This window comes from Acinetobacter sp. CFCC 11171 (assembly GCF_003268405.1).
Lineage (GTDB): Bacteria > Pseudomonadota > Gammaproteobacteria > Pseudomonadales > Moraxellaceae > Acinetobacter > Acinetobacter amyesii.
On record NZ_LQXP01000012.1, the window covers coordinates 35,092 to 52,239 of the forward strand.

General features: G+C 41.8%; 15 protein-coding genes. 9 read left to right on the top strand and 6 right to left on the bottom strand.

Annotated features, from left to right (window positions below):
• Positions 1 to 28 precede the first annotated feature (28 nt).
• Positions 29 to 961 (bottom strand): tRNA dihydrouridine synthase, encoded by a 933-nt coding sequence (locus AVJ20_RS07690; RefSeq protein ID WP_180094413.1) that lies wholly within the window; start codon positions 959 to 961, stop codon positions 29 to 31.
• Positions 962 to 1,410: 449 nt separating this feature from the next.
• On the opposite strand from AVJ20_RS07690, the gene AVJ20_RS07695 reads away from it, so the two are divergent.
• Positions 1,411 to 1,620, top strand: coding sequence for a cold-shock protein (locus AVJ20_RS07695; RefSeq protein ID WP_067761877.1), 210 nt, complete (start codon positions 1,411 to 1,413; stop codon positions 1,618 to 1,620).
• Positions 1,621 to 1,770: 150 nt separating this feature from the next.
• On the opposite strand, the gene AVJ20_RS07700 is transcribed toward AVJ20_RS07695, so the two are convergent.
• Entirely contained in the window at positions 1,771 to 2,580 is an 810-nt protein-coding gene (locus AVJ20_RS07700; RefSeq protein WP_078191164.1) for a cytochrome C assembly family protein, read from the bottom strand.
• Positions 2,581 to 2,718: 138 nt separating this feature from the next.
• Between AVJ20_RS07700 and ffh the strand changes: the two genes are divergently transcribed.
• Positions 2,719 to 4,122: a signal recognition particle protein gene (gene ffh / locus AVJ20_RS07705; protein WP_078191163.1), complete on the top strand. Its 1,404-nt coding sequence runs from the start codon at positions 2,719 to 2,721 to the stop codon at positions 4,120 to 4,122.
• Positions 4,123 to 4,660: 538 nt separating this feature from the next.
• On the opposite strand, the gene AVJ20_RS07715 is transcribed toward ffh, so the two are convergent.
• Both AVJ20_RS07715 and AVJ20_RS07720 read right to left on the bottom strand, forming a co-directional pair.
• Positions 4,661 to 4,924: a Txe/YoeB family addiction module toxin gene (locus AVJ20_RS07715; protein ID WP_111884790.1), complete on the bottom strand. Its 264-nt coding sequence runs from the start codon at positions 4,922 to 4,924 to the stop codon at positions 4,661 to 4,663.
• On the bottom strand, positions 4,908 to 5,171 hold the full coding sequence (locus AVJ20_RS07720) for a type II toxin-antitoxin system Phd/YefM family antitoxin (protein WP_111884832.1): 264 nt from the start codon (positions 5,169 to 5,171) through the stop codon (positions 4,908 to 4,910). Before AVJ20_RS07720 ends, AVJ20_RS07715 begins: the two co-directional genes overlap by 17 nt.
• A gap of 878 nt (positions 5,172 to 6,049) precedes the next feature.
• On the opposite strand from AVJ20_RS07720, the gene AVJ20_RS18990 reads away from it, so the two are divergent.
• Both AVJ20_RS18990 and AVJ20_RS07730 read left to right on the top strand, forming a co-directional pair.
• A complete protein-coding gene (locus tag AVJ20_RS18990) occupies positions 6,050 to 6,145 on the top strand; it encodes an alpha/beta hydrolase (protein ID WP_416240542.1) in 96 nt (31 codons plus the stop codon).
• Positions 6,146 to 6,535: 390 nt separating this feature from the next.
• A complete protein-coding gene (locus tag AVJ20_RS07730) occupies positions 6,536 to 7,102 on the top strand; it encodes an RBBP9/YdeN family alpha/beta hydrolase (protein ID WP_111884791.1) in 567 nt (188 codons plus the stop codon).
• 1 nt (position 7,103) lies between these two features.
• On the opposite strand, the gene AVJ20_RS07735 is transcribed toward AVJ20_RS07730, so the two are convergent.
• Positions 7,104 to 7,835 carry a type III pantothenate kinase gene (locus tag AVJ20_RS07735; RefSeq protein ID WP_111884792.1) on the bottom strand — a complete coding sequence of 244 codons (732 nt, stop codon included), beginning with the start codon at positions 7,833 to 7,835 and terminating at the stop codon, positions 7,104 to 7,106.
• A gap of 22 nt (positions 7,836 to 7,857) precedes the next feature.
• Positions 7,858 to 8,613 carry a biotin--[acetyl-CoA-carboxylase] ligase gene (locus tag AVJ20_RS07740; protein WP_111884793.1) on the bottom strand — a complete coding sequence of 252 codons (756 nt, stop codon included), beginning with the start codon at positions 8,611 to 8,613 and terminating at the stop codon, positions 7,858 to 7,860.
• A 29-nt stretch (positions 8,614 to 8,642) separates the two neighbouring features.
• Here AVJ20_RS07740 and AVJ20_RS07745 point away from each other — a divergent pair, with 29 nt between their 5' ends.
• The 5 genes from AVJ20_RS07745 (at position 8,643) to ligA (ending at position 16,944) form a co-directional block, all read left to right on the top strand.
• Positions 8,643 to 9,455 carry a sulfite exporter TauE/SafE family protein gene (locus tag AVJ20_RS07745; protein WP_111884794.1) on the top strand — a complete coding sequence of 271 codons (813 nt, stop codon included), beginning with the start codon at positions 8,643 to 8,645 and terminating at the stop codon, positions 9,453 to 9,455.
• A gap of 147 nt (positions 9,456 to 9,602) precedes the next feature.
• Positions 9,603 to 10,298, top strand: a complete 696-nt coding sequence (locus AVJ20_RS07750; protein ID WP_078191157.1) for a GntR family transcriptional regulator — start codon at positions 9,603 to 9,605, stop codon at positions 10,296 to 10,298.
• Between the two features lie 10 nt (positions 10,299 to 10,308).
• Entirely contained in the window at positions 10,309 to 13,758 is a 3,450-nt protein-coding gene (smc, locus tag AVJ20_RS07755) for a chromosome segregation protein SMC (RefSeq protein ID WP_111884795.1), read from the top strand.
• Between the two features lies 1 nt (position 13,759).
• The gene (locus tag AVJ20_RS07760) at positions 13,760 to 14,812 is read left to right on the top strand and encodes a cell division protein ZipA C-terminal FtsZ-binding domain-containing protein (protein ID WP_111884796.1); all 1,053 of its coding nucleotides are present in this window, start codon (positions 13,760 to 13,762) and stop codon (positions 14,810 to 14,812) included.
• A 98-nt stretch (positions 14,813 to 14,910) separates the two neighbouring features.
• A complete protein-coding gene (gene ligA / locus AVJ20_RS07765; protein WP_111884797.1) occupies positions 14,911 to 16,944 on the top strand; it encodes an NAD-dependent DNA ligase LigA in 2,034 nt (677 codons plus the stop codon).
• Positions 16,945 to 17,148: the final 204 nt, after the last annotated feature.

The following is a 17,148-nucleotide window of genomic DNA, read 5'->3' on the forward strand; positions in this document are numbered from 1 at the left end:
TTTCATATTGGGCGATGTGCTTTAAAACTTACATACCGGCTTTGAGTTTTTGCACGATTTCATCAAGTGGTTTGACACGTTTTACTTCATCCCAAAGGACTTTGGCTTCTGGATAGTGCTTCGACATCATGCCGAGCCATTGTTTATAACGACCGACCATATTCATTTCTTTTTTATACGAGCCATTTAAGAAACGAATTTGTAAGCCAAGCAGTTCATGCCATGTAATCAGCGGCTCATCGGTATTACGACGGATACACTGTGTAATGTCAGGAGTGGTCACCGCAGCACGACCAATCATTAGGTCTTCACAACCGGATTCGAGTTGGCACTGTTTGGCATCGGCATTATTCCAAATTTCACCGTTGGCAATCACATTGATTTTCAATGCTTTACGAATGGGTTGCAACTGATCCCAAAAGGCAGGCGGGGTATAACCATCGGCTTTGGTTCGCGCATGGACTGTAACCCATGCAGCTCCAGCATCTTCGATGGCATGCGCATTTTCCATAGTGAAGTTACGGTCCATATAACCCAAACGCATTTTTGCTGATACAGGAATATGACTCGGAACAGCATCACGCACAGCTTTGACTAACTCATACACCACTTCAGGCTCATCCAGCAGAACTGAACCACCACGGTGGCGGTTGACGGTTTTTGCAGGACAACCAAAGTTCATATCAATCGCAGGGGCACCAAGTTCTACCGCGCGTACAGCATTTGCCGCGAGCATAGTGGGATTGTTACCTAAGAACTGCACATGAACCGGTGTTCCTGCTGCAGTTTTGCCTGCATTGTTTAGTTCAGGACAATAGCTATGATAAATATGATCGGGCAGGACAGAGTCCGTGACACGGATAAACTCGGTTACACACCAGTCAAAACTCCCCACATGCGTCAACACATCTCGCATAATTGGGTCGGTTAAGCCTTCCATCGGCGCAAGAACAAGTTTCACGGTCACACAGCCAAAAATTGAAAAACGGAGTTATACGTGGTTTTGAAAGGGATGTCTAGGTTTTGTGCTTATGGTGATGCGGAATACGAAATGACAAGATTTTATGTAACTATTTGGTGAAATTAGGACCAAAGTCTTAAAGTGTTGACTGACATAAAACTTTAACAATAAAATGAGTAAATACATATGGATAGTAATAATAAGAAGATGGCTTGTACTGTTGTTTTTTAATGGAATCAACAACATATACTGTGCTTGAATCTTTTAAGATTTCATGTATGATGGCTGCAACTAGAAAAAAAGTATTGTTTCGTAAATTTTCTTTAAGTATCGCAGTGTTAGTCATAATCCTTCGTTTTTTACAGAAATGAAGTTCAATTCTTTATTATTTTCCAAGTTATAGTCAGTCATCATCCAATGGCTAAATCAATAAATTAATAGGTATTATTATGTCTAATACAGTTACTGGTACAGTTAAATGGTTCAACGAAACTAAAGGTTTCGGTTTTATTGCACAAGACAACGGTCCTGACGTTTTTGCTCACTTCAGCGAAATCACTGGTTCTGGCTTCAAAACTTTGCAAGAAGGCCAAAAGGTTTCTTTCAGCATCGCTCAAGGTCAAAAAGGCCCGAATGCTGTAAACATCGTTGCTCTATAATTTAGACGTAATGAAAAAAAGCGCTGTATAGCGCTTTTTTTATGCCTGTTGTTTTTATGTGAATAATCAAGCTATAAAAAAAGAGAGCCGTAGCTCCCTTCGTAATAAAACTTACTTCTTTATAAAACTTAAAATCGTTTCATCGTCGACTTAGCGGCCCAAAACCATTTCTAAAATAAACTTAGATCCAATAAAGCCGACTGCCAAAAGACAAAAACCAATAATGGTAAAGCGAATAGCTTTTTGACCACGCCAGCCAAATCGATAGTGTCCAATAAGCAAAGCTCCATAGACGAACCATGAAATAATGCTAAAGGCTGTTTTATGCGCCAAATGCTGTGCAAAGAAGTTATCGATGGTGAAGAAACCAAACCCAAGCGCCACGGTCAGTAGTGCAAATCCAGCAATCAATAAATCAAATAGTAAAGATTCCATGGCTTGGAAGGATGGAAGTAGGCTCACCCATACACGTTTTTTCTGTTTGTTTTTCAGTTCACGGTCTTGTAAACGCAAAATAACCGCTTGAATAGTTGCCATCAGCAGGACTGCATACGCGGAAAGTGACAAAATAATATGGATGTCTAAACCCAGTGAATGTTGTTCTATAAATTGATTTTGTCGACTAAATGCAAAGCCCAAAATCAACCCCGTCGCTGCCACAGGAATGCCCAGCAGGTTCATCGCAAGCACAGGTCGATAGGTACTAAATAACACACTGAGCAATAGCATGAGACCTGAAGTAAATGACATCAGGTTGAACACGTCATAGTTCACACCCATAGGCGTCAACATGTCGTTATATAAAACACCTGCATGCAATAACATGCCTAAACCAAGTACAACACCAATAAACCAATGGTTCGGCGCACGTTTAGACATTAAATGGCTGAATAAATACCAAAAAGACGTGGTATAAGCGATTAATGCTAGGATCGTGTAAACCAAGGGGAGACTGATCATGTCAAACCTTTTTCAGGATGTTGAATATTCATTTATATAAATTCTGCAAGAACTAAAGTATCCTATAGCATTCTATGCATAAATTTTCTATTTTAAGAAACAATTTTTTGCTCATGGCTATTTTAAGCGGATTTTGCAATGTTTGATACCTTAACAGAACGACTCACGCAGAGTTTAAGAAATGTTACTGGCTCAGGGCAGCTAACCGAAGACAATATTAAAGATACGTTACGCGAAGTACGTATGGCACTTCTTGAAGCCGATGTTGCGTTACCTGTAACTCGTGAATTCATCGCGAAAGTTAAGGAAGAAGCATTGGGCCAAGAAGTGATGACTCAGTTATCACCGGGGCAGGCTTTCGTCAAAATCGTTCATGACGAATTGACCAAAATGATGGGTGAGGCGAATGAAAGCCTAGACCTAGCGGCAAAACCACCAGTTGTTGTGCTTCTTGCAGGTTTACAAGGTGCGGGTAAAACTACTACTGCGGCAAAACTTGCACGTTTCTTACAAGAACGTCAAAAGAAAAAAGTAGCAATGGTGTCTGCCGACGTTTATCGTCCAGCAGCGATTAAACAGCTACAAACAGTTGCAGGTGAAGTTGGCGCGATTTTCTTTGAATCAAGCGCAGACGAAAAACCGATTACCATCGCAAATCGTGCGATTGAGCAAGCAAAAATTCAATTTGCTGATGTCTTGATTGTCGATACAGCAGGTCGTTTACATGTAGACGACGAAATGATGGATGAAATTAAAGAGCTACATGCAGCAATTAAGCCAACTGAAACATTGTTCGTGGTTGATGCCATGACTGGTCAGGATGCGGCGAATACTGCAAAAGCCTTTAACGATGCCTTGCCTTTGACGGGTGTGATCCTGACAAAAACAGATGGTGATGCACGTGGTGGTGCGGCACTTTCTGTTCGTGCCATTACTGGCAAGCCAATTAAATTCTTGGGTATGGGTGAAAAACTCGATGCCCTAGAGCCATTCCATCCTGAACGTATCGCACAGCGTATTTTGGGTATGGGTGACGTACTTTCTTTGGTCGAAGAAGTTGAACGTAAAATCGACAAAGAAAAAGCCGAAAAAATGGCGAAAAAACTGCAAAAAGGCGGTAGCTTCAACTTTGAAGATATGCTGATGCAGTTTGAACAAATGAACAAAATGGGCGGCATGATGGGCTTCTTGGATAAACTTCCAGGCATGAGCAACTCAGGGATTCAAGATGCAATTGCACAAGCAAATCCTGAAAAGCAAGTGAAGAAAATGGAAGCGATTATTCAATCGATGACCATTAAAGAACGTCGTAACCCAGACTTGATGAATCCAAGCCGTAAAAAACGTATTGCAGCAGGCTGTGGTATGGATGTTGCGGAAGTGAACAAACTCATCAAACAACATGCGCAAATGGCGAAAATGATGAAGAAATTTGCCAACCCAACGGGTATGGCAAAAATGATGAAATCATTGGGCAATATGCAAAAACAATTTGGCGGCGGTGGCATGGGTCCATTGTTCGGCAGCAAAGATCCGAAGTAATTTGGACTTAAAAAAGGGCGCATTCAGCGCCTTTTTTTATGGCTGTAATTTGATGAAACCGTGCGCTCAAGCAAAGTGGTAGAGTGCATTTGATAGCAAGTGATGAAATAAAGGATTTGTTGACCACTACAAAAAAAGCTCCTACTCTATTTTAGTAAAGGGCTACATATAAAACACTTAGGTAGTTAGATGGAAAGTTATGATTGCTGGATTACAGTATATTCTTGTATTTATTCAATTTTAATAATTTCTTTAAGCTTGAATTCTATCTTTTTTATTAAGGATAAGATTAATAAAGTTTTGGCTTTTTTTGCCTTTACTGGTCTTTACTCTTTTATTCTAAGTTACTTTTTTAGTTATGCTTATATTGGGTATATAGAGCAAGAGCCAATGGCCAGATTTATTTATGAAGGTTTTAGATCATATCTATTCTTTGGAAACATATATATAGTTTTTAGTGTCTTCATTTTTATTACATTGTTGATCAGACTTTTTATAAATAAAATAAAAAAGCCCCTATATAAGTAGGGGCTTTGGTTCATTCGTAGTGATAGCGACAAGCAATTATCGTTATCTCTGCGTCTGTTACTGCATAAACTAGCCTATGCTGTTCATCTATCCTTCTGCTCCAGAATCCCGATAAATCACCGAGTAAAGCTTCGGGTTTTCCAATACCTTCAAAGGGTGTACGTTGACATTCCTTTATAAGGTTATTGATTCGCTTGAGAGTCTTTTTATCTTGGCTTTGCCAATATACATAATCATCCCAAGCTGAAAGGGTAAAGCTAGTCTTCCTTTTCATCTAAAAGTTCTCTTTCGATTGCTTTAGATGCACGGAACTCTGCAATTGAGTTTGCAAGGTGTGCTACATTCTTTGGAGAAGACATTAAGTGCAATGTCTCCATTACACTGTTGTAATAGTCTTGACCCATCACAACGGCATGTTGACCCTCTTTGCGAGTAATAATAGCTACATCTGCATCTTCAATTACAGTATCTAAAACGGATTTTAAATTCTGGCGTGCATCAGTGTATGTAAATACTTGCATGTCTTGCATTTCCTAATTAAATATTTAGCCTTAAACAATATATGGTCACTTCATTGATCTAGCATTAGTTGGTTGGCACATTGGCTCATAGATTTGCTATAGATACTTTATATGGACACTTAAATTTCAAATTGGCTGTTTTGGGTGATGTCTGCAAAAAAAACATGATTTTGTACAATATTTTGTACAACTTAAATGTACAGGATACTGTACATTATGTAAAGTAGAAATAAAAAATCGGCCATTTTTACGTTCTATAGAATAAGAATTCCTTTAATTTTTAGGTTCATACCTATGAAAAATATAGCCAAAACAAACTGAACAACAATTTTTAGAATTGGAAATTTATTTCTTAAAGACATTAATATCTTGTTACTTGTTAGAAGTTCAAATTTCACATATATACAAAATTACTGATTTAAGCGCCGATCAATGGTTTGATTTTGCAGAATCTCCTACTTAAATCTTAAGAGAAATTTTACATTTAGATCCTTTTATTTTGAGGGGGAGTATCTTGTCGAGCTAAATTACGTTCAGTTACACCAGCCGATAAATACCGAACTGAGCTACATCATTACAAAAACATGCCAAATTGACATTGAGACCGTGTTGATGACAGGCCTAAAACAGAGGTAAAAGTTTGCCTAACTGCAAATTGAAAGCTTTACCCCAAATAAGCATCAAATAATGAATACACCTCATACGCCAGAGAGCCAAAACATCTATCTGATTCATGCTCATCAGGCTTCCCCTAATGAGTATTAGTTTCCTTATTGAGACAAAAGCAGCAAGGGGTAGGACATTATTCTTGGCGCATTGATATGGCAAATGCAGTACAACCAGATTTTGACGATTGTTAGAAGTTTATTTCCCTGCAAATACCTAAGCTCGATGAAAATAAAATTATTATTGCGCACAGTTTGGGTTGTCTGACAGTGCTGCATTGTTTGACAGCGCATTTCAGCCAGCGGTAAGGCAAGATTTAAGCGGACATTTTTATTTCTGGATTTGTGTATTCCTTTAATTTTTTTCTGAATTAGGCAGCTTTATTTAAAAATGCAAATTGAACCGTCATATGCTGCATCAGCATTTGCCATTGGCCGTGCGCATGCTGTCCAGTGATGATCCTTTTGTTCCGCCACCGTTCACGCTGAAGTTATCAATAGTGATCCAAAGGTAGAACACTGAAGGGAAAATACAGGACTTTTATGGCTTCATAATGTTTCCAGAATTGCTGGATATTTTGAATCAGCTCATGAAAGTGTTCTAGCAAATAGTCAAGTTTTGCAAAAATTCACAATTGTTTACCCTCAATCTCTAATTTTTATTTCAGACTGAATTCAAAAAGAGGAATGGAGTATGAAATGGCGCAAGTAATTGTGGTGCATGGCTATACCGCGAGCCCTGAAGAGAATTGGTTTCCGTGGATCGCGCAAAAGGCAAAAAAAGCGGGCGTCAGCCTAAAGGTGCTTCGGCTTGATCCATCCGAAACACCCGTCTTAAATGTGTGGATGAAGCAAATGGATGCGCAGATTGACGCATTAAATGAAAACTCTATATTAATTGCCCATAGTTTGGGGTGTATCGCTGCACTGCATTATCTGTCGCAAAAACTGCAGCATCAGAACATAAAAGCTCTTGTGCTTGCGGCCGGTTTTAATGGCCGCTTGGGACGTCTAGAGCAGGTGAATCCTTTTATTGATGCAGCTAAAATAGATTTTGACTTGCTAAAACAGCAGGTTGAGCATCGGGTAGTGATCTATTCAAAAGGCGATGAGCGAGTGCAACCCGAATTCAGCTTGGCTCAGGCAAAAAGCCTAGATGCACAGGTGATTGAAGCGCGTCATCAGGGGCATTTTATTGACTCTGAAGGCTGTACCGAATTGCCCGAAGTCTGGGATGCTGTGGAGCCGTATTTGATCCGGGCTTAATCTACGGTTGTTGGCCAATATAGCTTTGCAGGCCTTTTAAAAGCAGATCATTATGGACTTCAGGCGTAAAGCGCTGCAGGTATTTGGCAAATAGCGCAGCATCGCCCCCAGTTAAAATTAAGCGACTGGGATATTTATCAAGCACCTTTTCAATGGTGCTGACCAAACTGAGCAATATGCCATGATGAACAGCGTCGATGGTATTTTTACCAGGAGACAGCTCGTCAAAGATGGCATCTGGAATTTTAATGCCTTTGGTGTTTTGGATGAGCGAATCACGTTGCAAATATAAATTTGGCAAAATATAGCCACCTAAATGTTGTAATCCATCCGTTAAGTCAATGGTGAGTGCTGTTCCACAGCTAATCACACAGTATTTTTGTGTAGGGTCTTTGACCACAGCCAGCATTTGCAGCCAACGGTCGATCCCGAATTTACTGGTATCTTCGTAGGCACAGCGCAAGCCCGCATATTCGGCATGAACTTTGGCAATGGTGACAGGAACGGCTAAAAATTTAAGAATTTTTTGAATCCGATCATTATTTTTCTTGTCGAGTACCGAGGAAATCCCGACCTGATCTAAATCCAAACTTTTAAAGTGCTGGATTAAACCGAGTAGGAGTTCGGCAGGCGACTGTAAATGCAGTTCCGCAGCATGTTCTATGATTTGATCGTGTTCAGTAATCCAGTATTTCAGCCGAGTATTACCGACATCGAGCCATAATTTTTTCATCAGTAGGCCTTTGCAATCCTGTTTATGATTGATCTGCTAAACGTAAGCGACCTTGGAAATGATTTTCTAAGCGCTGCGAAGTTTGGATGTTGATCGAACCATCATTTTCAATACCGAGAAAGAGACCTTGGCTTTTGCCTTGTAGGTGTTCAAGCTCAACAGGCTGTTGCATAAATGCAGCATAATGGTTGAATCTTGCAGCGAGGTTATAGCAGTTATGATCGAACCATTCACCTGCAAGTTGAATCGCTGCATAGAGTTCAGCGATTAACTGTAAACGGTTTGGCGAGTGAAGTCCGAGTTCATATAACGACGTTGCGCGTTGCTCAATTCCTGTGGATGGAATCGGAAATAAGTTCATGCCCACGCCGACAATCGCTTGATGTGACGAAATTGGTTCAATCAAAATCCCGCCCCATTTGCCTTGTGGGCTATATAGGTCATTGGGCCATTTCACTTGTAATGCGAGATTTTGCAAACTAGGCATTTGTAAGATATTTAAGGCTATTTCGAGTGCAAGCCGCCCATCTATAGCTGTCTGTAAATTTAGCAATGTGCTTAAATAGATATTACCAACGGGTGAGACCCATTGATGATCGCGTTGCCCACGCCCCTGAGTTTGCTCTTCACTGCATACCAAAACATGTTGAATGCCTTTTTTGGCAATCTCACGGACATCGTCATTGGTCGATGTAGTAATGGGCTTCAGTAATAAAACTTCAGGCGGTTGAGGTACTGTGCTCAGCAATTGCTGTAAGTGTCTGGTCTCTAAATCCATTTGAATCTGAGAGTTGTGGAATAATATTGATGGAGTTAATCATATATTTACTGATTGGTGCAATCGCTGGTTTTGCTGCGGGGCTATTTGGTGTTGGTGGTGGTCTGATTATTGTGCCGATTTTATTCATCGTTTTTACCCAACTTCAGTATGATCCCAGTGTGATTATGCACATGGCGGTGGGCACATCTTTAGCCACGATTATTGTCACCTCACTCAGTTCGGTTTCGGCGCATCATAAAAAAGGTGCAGTGCTGTGGAATGTCTTTCGGAATTTGGCACCAGGTTTGGTGATCGGTTCATTTCTCGGTGCAGGTATTGCTGATTATCTCTCAGGGCAGGGTTTGCAACTGTTAATTGGCTTTTTTGCGGTCTGGGTGGCCTTTAAAATGTTTCGCGGTGCAGCGACACCAGTCGATCCGAATAAACATTTACCCTCACAAGCCATGCAAATGGCAGCAGGCGGTGGTATTGGGATTGCCTCTGCGATCTTCGGTATTGGTGGTGGTAGCTTAACCGTCCCATATTTGAATAAAAATGGCGTCATTATGCAAAAAGCGGTCGCGACATCTGCTGCATGTGGTTTACCGATTGCAATTGCTGGGGCACTCGGCTTTATGTGGTTTGGTCATCAAGCCGATATCGAGGTTCCCAATACCATTGGTTATATCCATATTTATGCATTTATCGGGATTAGTGTAATGAGCTTCATCACTGCGAAATTGGGTGCGAAAGTGGCTCATATGTTGTCGCCATTTATGCTAAAGCGTTGTTTTGCATGTTTATTAACAACAGTCGGCTGCTATTTTATTTACCAAGGTGTGCAAGCCTTTAGCGCATGATTGTCCGTTTTGACTGAAAAAATTGGCTTTATTGACACAAGATTGTCAGACAATGTCATGTTCAATTAGGTTGCTTATCGTTTCTAATGCAAATAGATTGAGTGTAAATCTGAACATTGCATCTTATAAAAAAAAGATAGGAACAGTATGCAACAACAAGAAGCGGACAGTTTGTCAGAACAAATTGCCAAACACATCGGTGAACAAATTATTCGAGGTGAGTTGGTCGAAGGCGAGCGTATTCAGGAACTCAGAATTGCGGCCGAATTGGATGTGAGCCGTGGCTCTGTTCGTGAAGCTTTATTGATTTTAGAACGGACCCAGCTCATTGAAATCTACCCGCGACGTGGCGCCTTAGTCTCTGAAATGTCGGCTTTACAAGTGCGCTCATTATTTGATATTGCAGCATTATTGTTGGGCCAAATTGTGCATCGTATGGCGGAAACGTGGCGCAGCCATGAAGCTGAGCGTATTCAGTTATTACTTGAACAATTAGACGTGGAAACTCGCCAAGGCAATACTGAAAAGTTTTATGATCTGATTTTTCAGGGCATGGCTCGTCAGCATGAAATGGTGGGAAATACCTACCTGATGCGTTATTACCAAGAATTGTTGCCATCACTCAGACGCAGTTATTTTCTGACACTGAATATTTCACGACGTGAACTACAAGAATCTTTTGATTTGTTTAAATTGGTGACTGATGCAGTTTTAATCAGAAAATCACATCAAGCCACTTTATTTATGGAAGATTTTTGTCGACACTTACGCAACCTTGTGTTGGAATCACTAACACGGATGAAACAAATCGAATTAGCGTGGGCGAGACGTTCACGCCGCTGATCAGGACATTATGCGTTTAAGCAGTTTAAAACTTTCCGGCTTCAAATCTTTTGCCGATAGCACAACTCTAAAATTTGAAGGCAACCGTAGTGCGGTTGTTGGACCGAACGGCTGTGGTAAATCCAATGTGATTGATGCCATTCGTTGGGTTATGGGTGAATCCAGTGCCCGTCAATTGCGTGGTGGCACCATGCAAGATGTTATTTTTACCGGAACGGCAAAGCGTAAACCAGTCGGGATGGCGAGTGTTGAACTGCGTTTTGATAACACCTATGGCAAGTTAGGTGGTGCTTATAATGCCTATACTGAACTGGCAGTTCGCCGTCAGGTCAATCGTGATGGTAAATCTGAATATTTCCTCAACGGCACCAAATGCCGCCGTCGTGATATTACTGATATTTTCTTAGGTACCGGTTTAGGTCCGCGTTCGTATGCGATTATTGAACAGGGCATGATCAACCGTTTGGTCGATGCCAAACCTGAAGAAATGCGTGTGTATATTGAAGAAGCCGCTGGGGTTTCTCGCTATCAAGCTCGTCGTCGTGAAACTTTACAGCATCTAGAACACACCACTCAAAATTTAGAACGTCTCGAAGACATTGCATCAGAACTGAAGTCTCAGTTGAAAACCTTAAAGCGTCAGTCTGAAACGGCGGTGCAATACAAAGAATTAGAAACCCAAATTCGTACTATTAAGATCGAAGTGCTGTCTTTCCAATGTGAACAAAGTATGCGTTTACAGCAAGAATACACGCTTCAGATGAATGAGCTCGGGGAAACTTTCAAACTGGTGCGTTCTGAGCTGAACACCTTAGAACATGACTTATCTTCCACCAGTGCTTTATTTCAACGGCTTATTCAGCAGTCCACCCCCTTACAAAGTGAATGGCAACAGGCGGAAAAGAAACTGTCTGAGTTGAAAATGACACTGGAGCAAAAGCAGGGTTTGTTTGCACAAAATTCGGCAAGTTTGGTGGAGCTTGAAAAGCAAAAAGCTCAAACCAAAGAACGTGTACAGTTATTGGAGTTACAACTGGAAACGCTGCAAGAACAGCAAGATGGATTTGTTGAGCAATTACAGCGCCAAGAAAGCAGTAGTCAGGAACAGACCCAGCAGTTAGCCGATTTGAAAGCTCAGTATCAACAAGCGGTTCAACAATTTGAACAATGCCGTGGGCAAGTTGAAAAGCAGCAACAGCAAAAGCTACAGATGTTGGCGCAGAGTGAACAATTGACCAAAAATATTGGTCGTATTGAGCAACAACGTGAGACTCTGCAACAGCAACGAGGTCAAATTCAGCATCAGGCGCAGCAAGATGAGTTGGAGCAGTATCAGCAAAATAAGCAACAGCTCGAACAACAAATTGTGCAACAAGAGCAGGTGATTGCCGAAACTCAAGCACAGCTTACAGCTGCACAAGAACAGCAGGCACAGCATAAAAATATGGTGCTGCAGCTAAAGTCAGAAATACAGGTGCTGTTGTCAGAGCAGAAAAACCTAAACCAATTGATGATTAAAGCCAGTCCAAAGCAGCAAAGCCAGCGTCAACATTTAATGCAGCAGTTGCAGTTGAGCACACAGGGTAAACAGCATGCACAACTGGTCGAGAAATTTTTGTCTAAATGGCTGAGTGCCCAAGTCTTAGGACACAGTGATAATTTTCAAGACAGTATTGCACGTCAGGTCAAAGGCAGTCACCACACCGCAGCACAAATCGTTGGATTAGACGCTTTGGCGACGTGGATTGAAGCCCCTCAACTTTCGATCTGGCAGCAGGTCGCGATTGCTGAAACATTGACAGTGGCATTGAGCCATCAGGCTAAACTGGCCGCAGGTCAGTCAATACTCACGCTCGATGGTTATCATGTCGGTGCAGATTGGGTGATTGGTCTAGATTATGATGAGGACAGCCAAGCAGGGCAAGGTGCATTGAGCCACCGTATTCGCTTAGATGAATTGACTGAATTACTTGCAGAGCAGCAGCCAAAGCTAACGCAACTAGAAGGCCAATTGCCTGAGTTGCAAAATGCCGTACAAGCTTTACAGCAAAATCTGCAACAGCAACATAGCCAATTAAAAAATTGGCAAAAAGACATTCAAAATGCTGATGTTGCCATTGCGAAGGTACAAAGTTCCAATCAGGCATTTGCATTACAAAAGCAGCAGTTAGAAGATCAATTACAGCAACTTGAAGCACAGCTTGAAGAAGATGCCATGCAAAAAGACGATTTGGAAATTGATTTGCATGCGCTGACGATGAAGCTTGAGCAAGCTTTGCCCAATTATAAAACCTTGCAATTCCAAGTTGAAGAATTGAGTCTAGCGCTGGAAAGTGCTCAGCAAGTGGCATTACACAGTCAGCAAGAATTGGAAATCGTGCGTCGTCAGTCTGTACAGACGAAACAACAGATTGAATTATTAGAAAAAGACACGGTCTTTTTGAAAGCGCAAACTCAGCAAATTCTTGGACAGATGGAGCAGGCAAAGAAATTTGTCGATCCAGTACAATTAGAATTGCCTGCGCTTGAGTCACAGTATTCTGAACAGGCCCAAGTCACTGAACGTTTACAAAAAACCTGGAATGACTGGCAGCTTGAACTGAATAATGTTCAGAGTAAACAACAGACATTGACGGAACAACGCCATTCACATCAACAGCAAGATGAAAAATTGCGTACGCAATTGGAAGAAAAGCGTCTGGCTTGGCAATCCGCGCAGTCTGATTTACAGCATTATTCTGAACAGCTGAAAGAAATGAACAGCGAAATGCTGACAGGTTTAAGCATTGATGTGGTATCCCATCAGCAAAAACTAGAAAAAGCACAGCAGCAGTTTGATAAATTGGGTGCAGTCAACTTGGCTGCGGCAGAAGAATATACTGAAGTTTCTAAACGCTTTGATGATTTAAGCCACCAAATTGATGACTTGCAAAAGACCGTTGAACAACTGCAAGCTGCGATGAAAAGCATTGATCAGGAAACGCGAAAGCTGTTTATGACCACTTTTGATAAGGTCAATACAGAACTTCAAGCGTTATTTCCGAAAGTATTTAATGGTGGTGAAGCAAGCTTAAGCCTTGAAGATGGTTGGCAATCAGGTGTAAAACTGATGGCACGACCACCGGGTAAACGAAATAGCTCTTTGGCATTATTGTCAGGTGGTGAAAAGGCACTGACCGCATTGGCTTTGGTTTTTGCGATTTTCCGCCTAAATCCTGCACCATTTTGCGTTTTAGACGAAGTCGATGCACCTTTAGACGATGCAAATGTAGGAAGATTTTGTAATCTTGTAAAAGAGCTTTCAGAACAAGTGCAATTTATCTACATTACACACAATAAACTGGCTATGACAATGGCAACTGACTTACTTGGTGTGACCATGCCAGAACCAGGAACTTCAAAATTAGTGACTGTGAATATAGAGCAAGCCAAAGAATACGGTTTAGCTGCGGAGGCATAACATGGAAATCACCACTATAGCTGGGATTGTAATCGCTGTAATTATCATGGTTGTGGGTATTCGAATGATGTTTCGTAAACCTGCAGATGCAGCGCCATCACTTGACACCGAATTACATATTAATCCTGATAGTCAGCAACCTGTTATTCCGCGCCATGTACGAAATCAGTTAAATACATCTGAAACCACGCCACGTGTAGAGCCGACTTTGGCTGAGAAAAAAGTTACAGCGGTTGAAGCGACTGAAGCTGTTCAAGCAAATGTAACGCCAGAAGCAACGGCAACGGAACAAGCAGAGCAGAGCGTTGAGGCTACGGCAAAGACTGAGACGACAACGACGGATCCCGTTTCAGTTGAAAACGCTCAAACTGCAACAGAAGACAGTACATTATCTACAGAAGCAACTGAATCTACAACTGTTGCATCTGTAGCCGCCGATGCCAATGACGCAGCGACTGCTGCGACGGACGTTCAGGCTGATGCTGTTCCTGCAGAAAAAGCGCCAGAGTTTAGTGTAAATAGCGCAATTGAAAAAGCTGAAATTAGCGATTTTGATGAAGAAAGCAGTATTTTGGATGCGCATTTACATGAACAAAAAATTGTTGATGAAGAAAGTGCTTTAGCGACTGCGGAAACTTATATCGCCTTAAATGTGTTCCCGGATAGCCGTGCATTGTCGGGTGAAAAAGCATTAAAAGTGTTACTCAAATACGGCCTGCGTTTTGGCGAAATGGCCTGTTTCCATCGCTATGATGAAGAAGGTACAAAGTTATTATTCTCTGTATTGCAAATGAATAATGATGGCGCTGCGCAAGGTTTTGATCTTGAAACTTTATCGACTGAAGAAGTAAAAGGTTTGGCTTTCTTCTTGGCGCTGCCACACAGCGATGTACAAAATGCCTTTGATACCATGGATAGCATTTCACGTCTAATTGCCCGTGAAATTGACGGTACTGTGTATGATCAAAATAACCAAGAATTTACACCGCAGATGCGTGAACATTGGCGTCATCAAGCCATTGATTATCGTCAAGGTCAAGCCATCGAAGTCTAAGTGTCTTTGATTGAAACTCACCGAGTGGGTTTCTATAATAGCAACAGATAATGAAATTTGAGGGCGGAGTATGAACCGCCCTTTTTTATGGTGAATGTATGACACAACAATCCACTGTCGTTGCACAGATGCGACAACTGATTCAACTCTTGGCGAAGCATAACCATGCCTACTATGTTATGGACACGCCAGAAATTGAGGACAGTGAATATGATCAACTTTTTCACCAATTAAAAGCTTTAGAAGAGCAATACCCTGATTTAGTACAACCTGATACACCAACTACAAAAGTGGGTGGAAAGGCCTTATCTAAGTTTGAATCTGTAACCCATGCAGTGCCTATGTTGTCATTAGGTAATGTGTTTAATGCAGAAGATTTATTTGCCTTTGCCCGCCGCGTAGAAGAGCGCTTACCGAATCAAAAAATTGAATATGATGTCGAATTAAAATTTGATGGACTGGCGATTTCTCTCTGGTATGAAAATGGCATTTTAGTCCGTGGTGTGACACGGGGTGATGGTGAAACAGGGGAAGACATTACCCAAAATGTAAAAACCATTCGTAATTTACCTAAAGTACTGACTTCTACACAGACTGAAATTCCAAGTCTGCTTGAAGTCCGTGGTGAAGTCCTGATGCCAAAGTCAGGCTTTGAAAAGCTTAATGCTGAAAATGAAGCCAAAGGTGAAAAAACCTTTGCCAATCCACGAAATGCAGCAGCAGGAAGCTTACGTCAACTCGATCCTGCAATTGCGGCTTCGCGTCCTTTGGCTTTTTATGCCTATGGCATTGCACAGTGTGAACCACATCATGGGCAAACCACCATGTCTGCTAGCTTAGAATGGCTGACACAGTTTGGTTTTGCTGTCGGTGAACGTCACTTTATATGTGACAGCATTCAGGACGTACAAGCTGCGTATGAGCAAATGATCATTGATCGACCAAGCCTGAGTGTTGAAATTGATGGCATGGTGATTAAAGTGAATAGTTTGAAACAGCAGCAAACTTTAGGTTTTTTAAGCCGTGAGCCACGCTGGGCAACGGCATATAAATTCCCTGCAGTCGCAGCGCTGACGACGATTGAAAATATTGATTGGCAAGTGGGGCGTACAGGCACTTTGACCCCAGTCGCACGTTTAAACCCTGTAGCAGTCGGAGGGGTAACGGTTTCCAATGTCACTCTTCATAATATTGGTGAAATTCACCGCCTAGATGTCCGTGTAGGCGATACCGTGAGCGTTTACCGTAGTGGTGATGTGATTCCCAAAGTGGAAAAAGTTTGGCCTGAATTTCGACCTGTAGAAACAGTTGAAGTTCAATTGCCCGAATGTTGTCCTGTCTGTTCTTCACCTGTGGTGATGCCCGAAGGTGAAGCCTTGGCACGTTGTTCAGGTGGTTTGTACTGTGCTTCACAGCGTATTGAGGCGATTCGTCACTTTGTATCGCGTAAAGCTATGGACATTGAGGGCTTAGGCGACCGTTGGGCGGAATCTCTTTTACATCTGGATCTGCTCAAAGATGTTGCTGATATTTATAGCTTGCCTGAGCATCGTGAAAAATTACTGACCATTGAAAAAATGGGTGAAAAGTCGGTTCAAAACCTCATCGATTCTATTGAAAACAGTAAGAAAACGACACTAGGTGCATTTATTTATGCACTCGGCATTCGAGGCGTGGGTGAAACCACGGCACGCATGCTCGCCAATACCTTCCAAACCTTTGATGCGATTCGTCATGCAGATCTCGAATCCTTGAAAAAAACGCCAGACGTTGGTGATATTACCGCTGAATGGATTGTCGATTTTTTCCAAGCGCCGCATAACCTCGAAGTGGTTGATCGTTTGTTGGCAGCTGGGATTCATTGGGATGCACCCGTTGCACCAAGTCGTCAGCCGCTGAATGGCGAGAGTTGGGTGATTACTGGGACATTGAGTACCATGGGGCGTGATGAAGCGACGCAAATGCTTCAAGCCTTAGGCGCACGTGTCAGTGGTAGTGTTTCGGGTAAAACCAAATGTGTAGTTGCAGGTGAAAAGGCAGGTTCTAAATTAGAAAAGGCTGAAAAGCTGGGTGTACCTGTGATGAGCGAAGACGAGTTTATTGCCTTTGTACAACAGCATAATGCTTCTTAAGTATTGAAAATCAAACCTGAAAAGGTGGTTAATTTTGAACAAATGCCTGATGCATTGCATTGGGCGTTTTTATTTTCGGTGCTTAATATGATTGAGTGAGCGTATCAGTTGTTGGTGATAGATCAGACAGTATTCCTCAACATTACTCACGAAATATTTTGCTAAAGCGTGAATGTATTGAGATACAATTTTAGCCATAAAAAA